This window comes from Micromonospora sp. NPDC048170 (genome assembly GCF_040652795.1).
Taxonomy (GTDB): domain Bacteria; phylum Actinomycetota; class Actinomycetes; order Mycobacteriales; family Micromonosporaceae; genus Micromonospora.
Genome location: NZ_JBEZMR010000035.1, coordinates 1 through 12,118 on the forward strand (window position 1 = coordinate 1; position 12,118 = coordinate 12,118).

Below are 12,118 nucleotides of genomic sequence, written 5' to 3' on the forward strand. Positions count from 1 at the left end.
TGCACCCGGCTGGGCACGCCCCGGCCGTCGCCGAAGATGCCGTTGCGGCCGTGCACGTTCTTGAAGTAGTCGTACGTCCTGGCGGCACCGAAGTGGGCGTCCACGGCGGCCGACTGCCGGTTGGAGTTGGCGCCGGTGCCCCAGGTGTTGTCGGCGTCGGTGAGCGTGGTGCACGTCGACGTGCCGTTGTTCATGTCGCAGGTGGAGCCGTTGCCGCGCGCCGGGTCGATCATCTGGTACGTGCTGCCGGAGAGCGTGGTGTCCACGGTGACCGTGCCGGAGTAGACGCTGTTGCCCGTGCCGGCGACGGCCTCGATCTCGTCGTACGAGCCGATGACCTTGCCGGTGGTGGCGTCGGTGATGACGTGGAACCGGGACGGGGTCTGCCCGTCCGGGTGCCAGCCGCTGACGACGGTCTCCCAGGCCAGCCGGCCCTTGCCGGAGCTGGCGTCGACGAAGAGCTCCGGGGCGCCCACGGCGGTGAGCGTGCCGGAGAACTCGGCGCGGGCGGCCTTCTTGGCGGCGGCGGCGGGGACCTTCGCCGCGGTGGGCAGGGTCAGCGGGGCGTCCAGGCCGACGGAGGAGCCGGCGTAGCCGCCGTTCGGCGCGGTGTGGATGACGAAGTCACCGCCGTACACCCGCAGGCCGTGGTAGGTCCGGGTGTAGCGGGTGTGCGCGGCGCCGTTCGCGTCCACCTTGGTGCTGTGCACCTGGTAGGACTCGGCGCCGGTGCCCTGGACGGCGCCGGCGTTGGTCCGCAGGATGCTCGCCGCGGCGGCGGGCCCGCCCGGGGCGGGGGCGGCGGGAGGTGCCGCGAGCGCCGGGGTGGCGACGCCAGCCAGCAGGCCGCTGGTGAGCAGGGCCGTACCGGCGGCGGCAAGGGGTCTTTTCACGTGCCCTCCTGAAAGGGGGTATGCGTGACAGGGATAGTCACGCATGTAGATATAACGATGTGACGACCCAAAAGAGAAGAGGTGATCCGGATTCCGCCCCGGACACTGACCGTTCGGTGGAACCGGGCCGGCGGGAACCGCGCCGCCGCGCCGCACGTCCGAGCGGAATGAGATCAGCTTCGATGACCGGCGTCAAGATCGCACTGGTGGCGACGGTCCTTTCCGGCTGCGCGGCGACCGAGCCGCCGGAGCGGGCCACCCCTTCCGGGACCGGCCGCCCGACGGCCCCCGCGCCGCCCCCGGAGCCGACCGCGCCGCCCTCCCCCGGACCGACGGCCACGGCGGCGCGCGTCGTACTGACCCGGTCGGGCGGGATCGCCGGGCGCGGCGACACCGTGACGGTGGAGCCCGACGGGCGGTGGACCGCCGTCGACCGCGCCGGGTCGCGGCGCACCGGCCGGCTCTCCGTCGCGGACCTGGACCGGCTGCGCCGGCTCGTCGCCGACCCCGCTCTCACCGCCGAAGCCGGTCACCCGTCGGCCCCCACCAACTGCCGGGACGCATTCACCTACCGGCTGAGCGTCGGGGGTTTCGAGACCGGCTACGTGGACTGCCCGACGGACGGCAGCGCGCCGAGGAGGACCCGCGAGGTGGTGGAGCTGCTGGTCGGGGCCACCGGCTGAGCGGGCTGGCTTGCGCCCGACGCAGCCCTGCCGATGGGCGTCCCGGCGAGCCGCAGGCCCTCTTCCCGGGAAAGGCGGGCGATGCGCGGGCCCGGCCGACACCGCAATTGCAACGCAACGTCGCGTTGCGTTAACGTCGAGGCATGACCACCACTGCCCGCCCCTCGCACGCCGACCCGGCGGGCGGCCCGGCCACCGGCAACCCCGCCGCCGCCGGACGCCCCCCGGCGCTGCCCGCCGGCGCCGCCGCGCTCGTCGAGCAGGTGCGCGGCACCGGGCCCACGTTCACCGCCACCTCGCCGCTGACCGGCGAGCGGACGGTGGACGTGACATCGAGCACTCCGGCCGACGTCGACAGTGCCTTCGCCGACGCGCGTGCCGCCCAGCGCCCCTGGGCCGGGCTGCCGGTCGCCCGCCGGGCCGCCGTCCTGCTCCGGCTGCACGACCTGGTGCTCGACCGGCAGGCCGAAGGGCTCGACCTGGTCCAGTTGGAGGCCGGCAAGGCCCGCCGGCACGCGGTCGAGGAGATCCTCGACGTCGCCATCAACGCGCGCCACTACGCCCGCGCCGCCGCCCGGCTCCTGCGGCCCCGCCGCCGGGCCGGGGCGCTGCCGGTGCTCACCCGCACCCGCGAGCTGCGCTTCCCGGTGGGCGTGGTCGGCGTCGTCTCGCCCTGGAACTATCCGCTCTCGCTGGCCGCGTCCGAGGTGCTGCCCGCCCTGGCCGCCGGCAACGCGGCGGTGCACCGGCCCGACCCGGCCACCATGCTCAGCGCGCTGTGGCTGCGCGCCCTCGCCGTCGAGGCGGGCCTGCCCCCGGCGCTCTGGCAGATCGTCGCCGGCGAGGGCTCCGACGTCGGTCCGCTGGTCACCGGCCGGGCCGACCTGGTCTGCTTCACCGGCTCCACCCGGGTCGGCCGGGAGGTCGCCGCCCAGGCAGCCCGCCGGCTGGTCCCGTCATCGCTGGAACTGGGCGGCAAGAACCCGCTGCTCGTCCTCGACGACGCCGACCTGGACCGGGCGGTGGAAGGCGCGATCCGGGCCTGCTTCGCCAGCGCCGGCCAACTCTGCGTCTCCGCCGAACGGGTCTACGTCGCCGACCGCCTGCACGACGAGTTCCTGCGCCGGTTCGTCGCGCGCACCGGGACGCTACGGCTGGGCGTGGGCGGCGACTTCGACGCCGACCTGGGCTCGCTGGCCTCCGCGCGGCAACTCGACACGGTCACCGCGCACGTCACCGACGCCGTCGCGCGGGGCGCCACCCTGCACACCGGCGGCCGGCACCGACCCGACATCGGCCCGTACGTCTTCGAGCCGGCCGTCCTCACCGGCGTCGTCCCCGGCATGCGGATGCACGCCGAAGAGACCTTCGGGCCCGTCGTCGCGGTCCACCGCTTCGACACCGACGACGAGGCGGTGGCCCTCGCCAACGACACCGCGTACGGGCTGAACGCCAGCGTCTTCAGCGGCTCCGGGGCACGCGGCGAGGCGGTCGCGGCGCGGATCGACGCGGGCGCCGTCAACGTCAACGACGGCTACAGCGCCGTCTGGGGCAGCGTCGACGCCCCGATGGGCGGCTGGAAGGACTCCGGGCTGGGCGGCCGGCACGGCGCCGACGGGCTGCTCCGGTTCACCCGGGTCAAGACCGTCGCCCGGCAGCGCGGGCTGGACCTGGCCCCCGCGTACCACGGGCCGGGTGCGCACACCGCCGCCTGGACCCGGCGGATGACCGCGGCGCTGCGCCTGCTGCGCCGCACCGGGCGATGAGCCAGGTGCGCGGCCCGCGCGGCGCCGAGGCCATCCACGCGGCCGTGCTGGACCTGCTGGCCACCGAGGGGTACGCCGCGCTGACCGTCGAGGGGGTGGCCCGGCGCTCCGGGGTCAACAAGACCACCCTCTACCGGTGGTGGCCGTCGAAGCCCGCCCTGGTCGCCGCGACGTTCCGGCACGCCATCGCCCGGGACCTGCCGGTGCCGGACACCGGCACCCTGCGCGGCGACCTGGCCGACCTGCTCCGGTCGAAGGCCGCGTTCTTCGCCGACGGGCCGGGACGGCTCGCCGCCGACGTGCTCGCCCACACCGGTGCCGACGCGGAGCTGGCCCGGCTCGCCGACGAACTGCTCGGCCAGCACTGCGCACACGTCGCGGAGGTGACCGGGCGGGCCCGCACCCGGGGTGAACTGACCGGGCCGGTGGACGACGTGCTCCTGGCCGACCTGCTGCTCGGGCCGGTCTGGCTGCGGGCCGTGGTCACCCACCGCCCGCTGCCACCCGCCGACGCCGACGCCCTGGTCGACACCCTGCTCGCCGGCCTGCCGGCCCACCGGGCACACTCCCCTGGCAGGCCGGCACCAGGTCGATCATGATCAACCGCCGCCAGGTCAGCCCCGGGGGAACATCTGGCCGATGCGGATCTTGTTGCCGAACGGGTCGCGGATGCCGAAGTCGATCCCGTACGGGCGCTCCATCGGCTCGTCGGTGATCTCGACGCCCTTGGCGACCAGGTCCTCGTACGTCTTGTGCGCGTCGTCGGTGGTCATGAAGAGGTACCCGCCCAGCGCCCCCTTGGTGAGCATCTCGCGGACCTGCTCGGCGGTGGCCGGGTCGAGGGCCGGCGGACCGGGCCTCTCCAGCAGGATCTCGCGCTCCGGGTCACCGGGAAGGTTCACCGTGAGCCAGCGCATGAAGCCGAGATCCTGGTCGGTGTTGACCTCCATGCCGAGCTTGCCGACATAGAAGTCGAGGGCCTCGTCCTGGTCGAGGACGTAGATCTGGGAGCGGCTGATCGCGTTCATCGTCATGCCCGGAACGCTACGGGGCGGCCACGACCTGCTGCTTATCCAAAACTGACCTCTGCTCACCCGAAGCTGCTGGGCCGGGTCCATGCCTTGGTGAAGCAGCCCGGCACGGCGGCGGTCGGCGCCTTGCGCCGGCGGTACTCCGACGGCGGCTCCCCGACGATCTGCCGGAACGTGCGGCTGAACGTGCCCAGGCTGGAGAAGCCGACCGCGTAACAGACGTCGGTGACGTCCCGGTCGGTGTGCAGCAGCAGGTACATGGCCCGCTCCACCCTGCGCCGCTGGAGGTAGCGGTGCGGGGTCTCGCCGAAGGTGGCCCGGAAGGTGCGGATGAAGTGCGCCTCGGACACGTACGCGATCCGGGCCAGGGCGGGGATGTCCAGCGGCTGGTCGTACGCGCGGTCCATGGCGTCCCGGGCGCGCAGCATGGCCCGGTTCGACTCCTCGGTCGCCCTGCTCACAGCGCCAGCATAGGCAAGCGCCCCTTAACCTGCCGCATCCTGCCGTCAGCTCCAGCGCCGGTGATCAGGATGCCATGGACCCAAAGACGGCCGGGTAACGTCCATGTCGTCCTGATCACCGGGGCGGCGCCGAGCGGGCGCCGGAACTGCCTGATGGAATTGGAGCCCCCGGCCGGGATCGAACCGGCGACATCTCGCTTACAAGTTCTGGGCGCTGCGTCCGGCGAGGTCCATCCGCGTATGCAGCCTCGGGCAATTGTCCGCTCCGGGCCGCCGGCGGCTGTCTTTGTTCTGGCTCGTTGCTGTCACCGTTGCTGTCGACAGTCCGCCTCGGCCGAAGGTAACAAAATCCCGATCCGCCTGGACGTTCGGGCAGGCGGGCCAACGTCAGCGCTACCGGGGTGATTTGATTCGATCATGATGCAGCCCGTACGCCGTGCCGCCTACCGGCTCTACGCCCTCCGCCTCCGCACGCAGTTGGCCGGTGCGTCGCTGCCACGGCATGTGGCAATGGTGATTGACGGGAACCGCCGGTGGGCCAGGCAGGCGGGCTTCGCTGACCCTCGGGTGGGCCACCGATACGGCGCGGAACACATCCACGAGGTATTGGGCTGGTGCGCCGACATGGGCATCCATCACGTCACGCTGTTCGTCGCCTCCCTCGACAACATGCGTAAGCGGGAATCCGAAGAGGTGGAGAACCTGATGCGGATGATCGAGGAGGTCGTCACGGAGCCGCTCCTCCTTCCCACCAACCGCTGGCAGCTTCACCTGGCCGGCCGTGCGGACGTCCTGCCCGACTCGACGCGTCACGCCCTGAAACTCGCGGAGGACGTAACCCGTGAACGCGGTACCAACTTCCACCTCACGGTCGCCATCGGCTACGACGGCCGCGAGGAGATCGTCAGCGCAGTTCGTTCCCTACTGGAGCAGGAGGCACAAGCGGGCGCCACACTCGATGACGTCGCAGAGCGGCTAAGCGTGGACGCTCTCACGGCGCACCTGTACACCGGCGGACAGCCCGAGCCTGACCTGGTCATCCGTACGAGCGGAGAACGCCGCATGTCGGGGTTCCTGCTCTGGCAAGCCGCTTACTCCGAACTGTACTTCTGCGACGTGTACTGGCCAGGCTTCCGGAAGATCGATTTCCTCCGCGCGCTGCGCTCCTATTCGGCCCGCAGCCGACGATTTGGAGCGTGACAACAACGTTCCGGGCCCTCGCCTCCATGCATAACCAGACAGACCGATGACCGTCAGACGTTGAAGCGGAACTTAGACCGTCTCGTCCGTGACCTGCGGCGGCCTGGTCGGCGCGCTGCTCAGGCTCGCTCCTGGACTCACTCGTTGATGGCTGGTTGCCGACGTTTTACGCTGTCTTGTGTCCCGTGTGTGCCCCGGCAGGCTGCTTGACCCCCAGGCAACCAACACACCTGCCTGACCTGCTCCTCGCTGGCAGGCTAGCCGCGAGAGGAGTCCTCCGGTGTCCACGGTTGTCCACCGCTGTCGGTCCCGGTCGTCACTCAGTTAGTCACCCAGCCAGACAGGTAGCCGGCGTCAGAACGATGCAAGCGCCACTCGCCGCCCCTGGCCATACTCGTCTGCTTCAACATCTGTGACGACAGCGAAGGCCCCAGGTGGAACCCCGTGCAGCTTCGCGACTCGGGAGGCGACAGCCAACAGGGCTGCCTCGTCCGCACCGCTGATGAAGAAGATGTAAACGTCCTCCCACTCTTCGCCGTCGTCGTAAACCTCCACTTCCCCGCGCTCCTCCAGGTCAACGAGGAAGTCTCCGATGTCCTCGATCCAGGGGAACTGGTAGTCGCCATCGGAGAGACCGCTCGATGCCACAAGCGGAACGTGAATCTCGACGAGAGTTTCAGCCACCGCGCGATGATGACCCGGCTCAGGGCGCAAGTCCAGCGGGTCGCGTGACGGTGCCTGGGGCAGCGTGCCGCCGCCCGGTCCGCCACGTCAAGACGGCCTTGACGCACGTACGGACGCTGCCGGAACAGCCTGAGTCGGTGTCGGCTCTCGTGTCACGGACCGTGCCCCCGGCGGACACCGCCACAGTGGCGCAGTTGACCTAACCTTGCCCGGCACGGGCCCGGCTCCCGGGGTCGGAGCCGGCCACCGGCGGCCACCCCTCCCCCTCCCAGGTGAGCGGTTGATCTGACCCGGAGCGGCTGCGGAGCCGGCTCCTGGACGACCGGCATGCCCTCGGCGGGCACCGCCCCCATGCTTGGGGCTTGCCGCGCGGACCCCGGCGCGCCCTTCCTGCGCCGCGCTGCTCGGGCGCGGCGCGGCCGGCTGCCGGCGACGAACCTCCACCACTCTCACACCTGATCCGTCTGCGGCGGCCCCTCCGGGCTTTCCGCTCTCCGCGCCAGCCGCCGGGCGTGTTGCGTGGCCGGAGTCGGAGCGCCAGCGGAGCGACGGACGCGCGCCCAGGCGGCGGCGCGTGCGGCCCGTTGCGGGCCGCCTTGAAGACGTACAGAAATTTTGAACGGGGATTCTGAGGAGGTGTCCCCGCGGCCGGGCCTGACCCGAGTTTGAACCGGCTCCGTGCCCTGAAGTTGACCCGTCGACCCGGCAGGCGGGGACACCGTTCTCGGCGTGTGCACGGGCCGGCGTGGTGACCTGATTAGGAGCTTGGGTTCGTCCCTCATCCCCGTTCTGTCCAGCGTTCCCCTCGTGCTCAGTGGCCGAGCCTTGACCTATCAAACAGGAGGCGGGATGAACGAGGACCTGGGCGTGACCGTCGGGGTCGACACCCACAAAGACGTGCACGTCGCGGCAGTGCTGGATCAGACCGGCAGGCTGTTGGAGACGAGAAGCTTCCCGACGACCATCCGCGGCTACGCGCAGTTGGCGACCTGGGCGGAGTCCTTCGGCACCGTCGTGGCGGTCGGCATGGAAGGCACCGGCAGTCACGGCGCCGGGTTGCTGCGGTTCCTGACCGAGTACGGACTCGCCGTCGTCGAGGTCGACCGCCCCGACCGCTCCACCCGCCGCCGCATCGGCAAAACCGACATCATCGATGCCGAGTCCGCTGCCCGAGCCGTGCTCTCCGGCCGCGCCACCGGCACCCCGAAAAGCCGCGACGCCCAGGTCGAGATGATCCGAACCCTGCGGGTGGCCCGACGCGGGGCGATGAAGGCTCGCATCCAGGCCGGGGGTCAGATCGAGGCTCTCCTCATCTCGGCGCCTGACTCCGTCAGGCAGCTCCTGCGGGGGCTGTCCGGCAAGCGTCGTGTTCGCGCCTGTGCCGCTCTGCGGCCCGACTCGGTGACCAATCCGGCCACCGCCGCCAAGACCGCCCTGCGCAGCCTCGCCCGCCGTTGGCTCGCCCTGCAAGCGGAGATCGACGACCTCGACAGCCACCTGACCACCCTGGTCACCGCCGTGGCTCCAGACCTGGTCGCCCTGCCCGGCGTCGGCATTGACACCGCCGGGCAGCTCCTCGTCACCGTCGGCGACAACCCCCACCGGCTGCGGTCCGAAGCCGCCTTCGCCCGGCTCTGCGGCGTGGCACCCGTTCCGGCGAGCTCAGGACGCACCGACCGCCACCGACTGCACCGTGGCGGCGATCGCGACGCCAACAGCGCCCTGTGGCGCATCACCCTGGTCCGGATGCGCTGCCACCAGCCCACCAAGGACTACGTCGCCCGCCGGGTCAGCGAGGGTAAGACCAAGACCGAGATCATGCGCTGCCTGAAGCGCTACATCGCCCGGGATGCCTTCCGCCTGCTCACAGCTGACCATCCGAATTAAGCGTGCCTGAAGCCATCACAGGGACGATCATGTCCGGGTGCACGACCTGACCTGGAACGATGTCGCCGACTGGTTCGCGCCTGACGGCTCGTTGCTCGACGCCTACGTCCTCGATGCCGACGAGAACGACTGGCAGCGGGTGATCGACCTGGTCCGATCGCAGGGATGGCGGTTCGACTACACGGTCGAAGGCCGGTCCCAGCCACTACCGCAGCAGGCCGCCGACATCTTCGCCCTCCGCCGCTCCGAGGCGGCTGTCACCATGCACATCTGGCCGACGCCCAACATGCTGGTCAACACGCACTTCTTCAGCGATGACGAGGTCGAGTTCGACTTCGACCGCACCGAGCTACAGGGCCAGCACCAGCTGGACCTCCTGTGCCGCTTCATGCGCAGCCTTGGACGCCAGCTCGGAAAGCCAGTGCGCCTGACACCGGAGAACAGCCCGCAACACCCCTTGATCATCTACTCACCGATAGACGATCAGTTCACCACGACCACTTGACGGAAATAGGAGCGTCCACTTCGCCGGCGGCCGGCTGTCGTACTCCGGATGATGGGTTACATGCTGGCTCCACTTGATGGGTTACAGGCGTGCCAGCTTGAGGGCTACGGAGCGCGAACGTCACCTAGTCGAAGCGTCCCTCGTAGATTGGTGCCCGGATCTCGTAGCGGTAAAGCCGTCCCCACTTCCCTGCGAGTGTCTGCTCCGCCGCGCCAAGCCAGTCCAGGTAGAAGTCGGTGAAGCTCGCGTGGGTGCCGTCCGGGTTGCGTAAGGGCACGATGTCATCACACGTGGCGCGTCGGTCGAACCACACGTTGCCGCGTTCGGCGCCGGAGCAGACGAGCAGCGCGTGAAAGCCGCATCCGTCGTCGCTGATGTATAACGCCCCCGCCGTCTGGGCTCGATGGAGAACGTCACCGCGGAGGTCCCAGGCCGTCCACGCTGCCTCGTCTGAACGTGGCGGCTCCACAGCTTCGAGCCCATCCCACAGGTCCTCGTACGAGTCCTGGTCTGGAAACGGCGTCGCCAAGGATGCAAGGTCCGTCTCCCGGTCGTTCTCCCATCCCCAGCCGCCGGGGCCACGCACTAGCCGGCGCAGGGTCGCCGGCCCGACGCCGCCGGAGTCGACATGCCGTAGGAACTGTCGGTATCCGTCGGGCATGACGACGCCAAACTGCTGCTCCGCCTCGCCAAGTTCATATTCGGTCAAGGGAGCCAGTGGGCTTGGAGCACGCAACAAGCCGAAGCGGAAGCGGCCGGCCAACGCGGTACGCACCCGAAGTGTTCGCCTGCGTACCGCATCCCAATCAGTCTCCACGCCGGCAGCCTAAGCCGCACGGCTTGGCACATCAGCCGGCGACTGCGGCCTGACGGCCACCGGCAAGCAGCCGTCACGGAATGTAACCGACAACGCTCAACGGCTGCTCAACTGTCAACCATCAAGCGAACCTGACGTGTAACGCATCAAGTGGAGCTCGACATCCCCCTGGACGCCAAGACCGAGGACTCGGAGGCGGTGCTGCCGCTGCCCGAGGTCACCTGGCTCGCCCTGCTCGAACATCAGGAGCGGCAGCAGACCGAGCGGGCCGCGCTCGCCGAGGTGTGGGAAGACCACGACCTCGTCTTTCCCTCGGAACGGGGCACCCCGATCGAGCCCACCAACCTCAGTCGCTCGTTCGCCCGGCTTCGGGAAGCCGCCGGCCTGCCCGGTGTCCGCCTGCACGACCTGCGGCACACCGTCGTGTCACTGCTGATGGAGCTGGGCGTCCCGCCGCACGTCGTACAGGCCATCGCCCGGCACGCCGACGTCAAGATCACCCTCAAGATCTACGCCCATGCCAACCTCGACGCCATGCGTCAGGCGCTGGGCAAACTCGACGGGCGGCTGTCGTGACCTCGGTTGCTGTCAGCGTTGCTGTCAACCGGCCGACGCGCGACAGTGCCCGGCGAAAAATGCCTGATGGAATTGGAGCCCCCGGCCGGGATCGAACCGGCGACATCTCGCTTACAAGGCGAGTGCTCTGGCCAGCTGAGCTACAGGGGCGTGTGGTGCCGACGTCAGCATAGCGACTGACGTCCGGATTTCCCCCTCGGCAGGCCCCCCGACCACCGGAAACGTCGCTGTCCCCTTGCGGACCACCCCCGGTCGCGGTCGATTGATGCTCGCCCGTGCCCGACTGACCGGAATGTCTATGCCGCCCGTCCCATCCCGTGCTCCCCGCCTTGGCATGTGACGAAAAGCCGTTTACCGTGCAGTGACACGGACGACATCTCGATCATCGAGAGGTCGCCCGTGGGTCGGCGCGTCCCTGTGCCGACCGCTCCTTCCACTCGGATCGTCCGGCACGTTCCTGCCGGTGAAAGGAAGCACCCCACCATGGCTACGGTCACCTACTCCAAGGCGTCCCGGATCTACCCGGGCACGGAGCGTCCCGCCGTCAACCAGCTCGACCTGGAGATCGGCGACGGCGAGTTCCTCGTCCTGGTCGGCCCCTCCGGTTGCGGCAAGTCCACCAGCCTGCGCATGCTCGCCGGCCTGGAAGACGTCGACCAGGGCTCGATCCACATCGACGACCGGGACGTCACCCACCTGCCGCCGAAGGCCCGCGACATCGCGATGGTCTTCCAGAACTACGCCCTCTACCCGCACATGACGGTGTACGAGAACATGGCGTTCGCGCTCAAGCTGCGCAAGACCTCGAAGGCCGAGATCGACCGGCGGGTCAAGGAGGCGGCGGCGCTGCTCCAGCTGGAGGAGTACCTGGGCCGCAAGCCGAAGGCCCTCTCCGGCGGTCAGCGCCAGCGGGTGGCCATGGGCCGGGCGATCGTCCGCGAGCCGCAGGTCTTCCTCATGGACGAGCCGCTGTCGAACCTCGACGCGAAGCTGCGTGTGCAGACCCGTACCCAGATCGCGTCGCTGCAGGCGAAGCTGGGCGTCACCACCGTCTACGTCACCCACGACCAGGTCGAGGCCATGACCATGGGCCACCGGGTGGCGGTCATGCTCGACGGCGAGCTCCAGCAGGTGGACACCCCGCGGGCGCTCTACGACACCCCGGCCAACGTCTTCGTCGCCGGTTTCATGGGCTCCCCCGCCATGAACATCAAGACCGTGCCGCTGGGCGAGCGGGGTGCCACGTTCGCCGACCTGACCATCCCGCTCACCCGTGAGCAGGTCGAGGCGGCCCGCGCCGACGGCGGCAACGACAAGGTGACCGTCGGCTTCCGCCCCGAGGACTGCGACCTGGTCAGCCCGACCGAGGGCGGCATGCCGGTCGTCGTCGAGCTGGTCGAGGACCTCGGCTCGGACGCCAACATCTACGGCCACGCCGCGCTGGAGGGCAACAACGAGCGCTTCGTGGTCCGTACCGACCGGCGCAACATGCCGAACATGGGCGACACCGTGTTCGTCAAGCCGCGTGAGGGCCGCAGCCACGTGTTCAACGCGGGCAGCGGTAACCGGATCTGACGTACGGCCCGAGCTGACGTACAGCGAAAGGGGCGGCCCG

13 protein-coding genes and 1 tRNA gene are annotated in these 12,118 nt (G+C 70.1%); 8 read left to right on the plus strand and 6 right to left on the minus strand.

Annotation, left to right across the window (positions count from 1 at the left end):
- Nucleotides 1–893: PepSY domain-containing protein (locus AB0D32_RS28610; RefSeq protein ID WP_357096878.1), on the minus strand; the 893-nt coding region annotated here is incomplete at its 3' end.
- Nucleotides 894–1,075: 182 nt separating this feature from the next.
- On the opposite strand from AB0D32_RS28610, the gene AB0D32_RS28615 reads away from it, so the two are divergent.
- From AB0D32_RS28615 to AB0D32_RS28625, 3 genes are all read left to right on the plus strand, one after another.
- Nucleotides 1,076–1,576, plus strand: a complete 501-nt coding sequence (locus AB0D32_RS28615) for a hypothetical protein (protein WP_357096880.1) — start codon at nucleotides 1,076–1,078, stop codon at nucleotides 1,574–1,576.
- A gap of 143 nt (nucleotides 1,577–1,719) precedes the next feature.
- Nucleotides 1,720–3,342, plus strand: a complete 1,623-nt coding sequence (locus tag AB0D32_RS28620) for a succinic semialdehyde dehydrogenase (protein ID WP_357096882.1) — start codon at nucleotides 1,720–1,722, stop codon at nucleotides 3,340–3,342.
- On the plus strand, nucleotides 3,339–3,941 hold the full coding sequence (locus AB0D32_RS28625) for a TetR/AcrR family transcriptional regulator (protein ID WP_357096884.1): 603 nt from the start codon (nucleotides 3,339–3,341) through the stop codon (nucleotides 3,939–3,941). Before AB0D32_RS28620 ends, AB0D32_RS28625 begins: the two co-directional genes overlap by 4 nt.
- A 15-nt stretch (nucleotides 3,942–3,956) precedes the next feature.
- On the opposite strand, the gene AB0D32_RS28630 is transcribed toward AB0D32_RS28625, so the two are convergent.
- Nucleotides 3,957–4,376, minus strand: a complete 420-nt coding sequence (locus tag AB0D32_RS28630; protein ID WP_357096886.1) for a VOC family protein — start codon at nucleotides 4,374–4,376, stop codon at nucleotides 3,957–3,959.
- Between the two features lie 56 nt (nucleotides 4,377–4,432).
- Complete coding sequence (locus AB0D32_RS28635; RefSeq protein WP_357096888.1) at nucleotides 4,433–4,834, minus strand: AraC family transcriptional regulator; 402 nt, start codon at nucleotides 4,832–4,834, stop codon at nucleotides 4,433–4,435.
- Nucleotides 4,835–5,251: 417 nt separating this feature from the next.
- Between AB0D32_RS28635 and uppS the strand changes: the two genes are divergently transcribed.
- The gene (gene uppS, locus AB0D32_RS28640; protein ID WP_357096890.1) at nucleotides 5,252–6,034 is read left to right on the plus strand and encodes a polyprenyl diphosphate synthase; all 783 of its coding nucleotides are present in this window, start codon (nucleotides 5,252–5,254) and stop codon (nucleotides 6,032–6,034) included.
- A 354-nt stretch (nucleotides 6,035–6,388) separates the two neighbouring features.
- Here uppS and AB0D32_RS28645 read toward each other — a convergent pair whose 3' ends face one another.
- On the minus strand, nucleotides 6,389–6,718 hold the full coding sequence (locus tag AB0D32_RS28645; protein WP_357096892.1) for a hypothetical protein: 330 nt from the start codon (nucleotides 6,716–6,718) through the stop codon (nucleotides 6,389–6,391).
- Between the two features lie 849 nt (nucleotides 6,719–7,567).
- Between AB0D32_RS28645 and AB0D32_RS28650 the strand changes: the two genes are divergently transcribed.
- Complete coding sequence (locus tag AB0D32_RS28650) at nucleotides 7,568–8,605, plus strand: IS110 family transposase (protein WP_357096894.1); 1,038 nt, start codon at nucleotides 7,568–7,570, stop codon at nucleotides 8,603–8,605.
- A gap of 37 nt (nucleotides 8,606–8,642) precedes the next feature.
- Nucleotides 8,643–9,110, plus strand: a complete 468-nt coding sequence (locus AB0D32_RS28655; RefSeq protein ID WP_357096896.1) for a hypothetical protein — start codon at nucleotides 8,643–8,645, stop codon at nucleotides 9,108–9,110.
- A gap of 124 nt (nucleotides 9,111–9,234) precedes the next feature.
- Here the strand turns inward: AB0D32_RS28655 and AB0D32_RS28660 are convergent, their stop codons facing one another.
- Entirely contained in the window at nucleotides 9,235–9,927 is a 693-nt protein-coding gene (locus AB0D32_RS28660) for an SMI1/KNR4 family protein (RefSeq protein ID WP_357096898.1), read from the minus strand.
- Between the two features lie 150 nt (nucleotides 9,928–10,077).
- Between AB0D32_RS28660 and AB0D32_RS28665 the strand changes: the two genes are divergently transcribed.
- A complete protein-coding gene (locus AB0D32_RS28665) occupies nucleotides 10,078–10,503 on the plus strand; it encodes a tyrosine-type recombinase/integrase (protein WP_357096900.1) in 426 nt (141 codons plus the stop codon).
- 73 nt (nucleotides 10,504–10,576) lie between these two features.
- On the opposite strand, the gene AB0D32_RS28670 is transcribed toward AB0D32_RS28665, so the two are convergent.
- A tRNA-Thr gene (locus AB0D32_RS28670) sits at nucleotides 10,577–10,653 on the minus strand.
- A 333-nt stretch (nucleotides 10,654–10,986) separates the two neighbouring features.
- Here AB0D32_RS28670 and ugpC point away from each other — a divergent pair.
- Entirely contained in the window at nucleotides 10,987–12,078 is a 1,092-nt protein-coding gene (gene ugpC, locus AB0D32_RS28675; RefSeq protein ID WP_357096903.1) for a sn-glycerol-3-phosphate ABC transporter ATP-binding protein UgpC, read from the plus strand.
- Nucleotides 12,079–12,118: the final 40 nt, after the last annotated feature.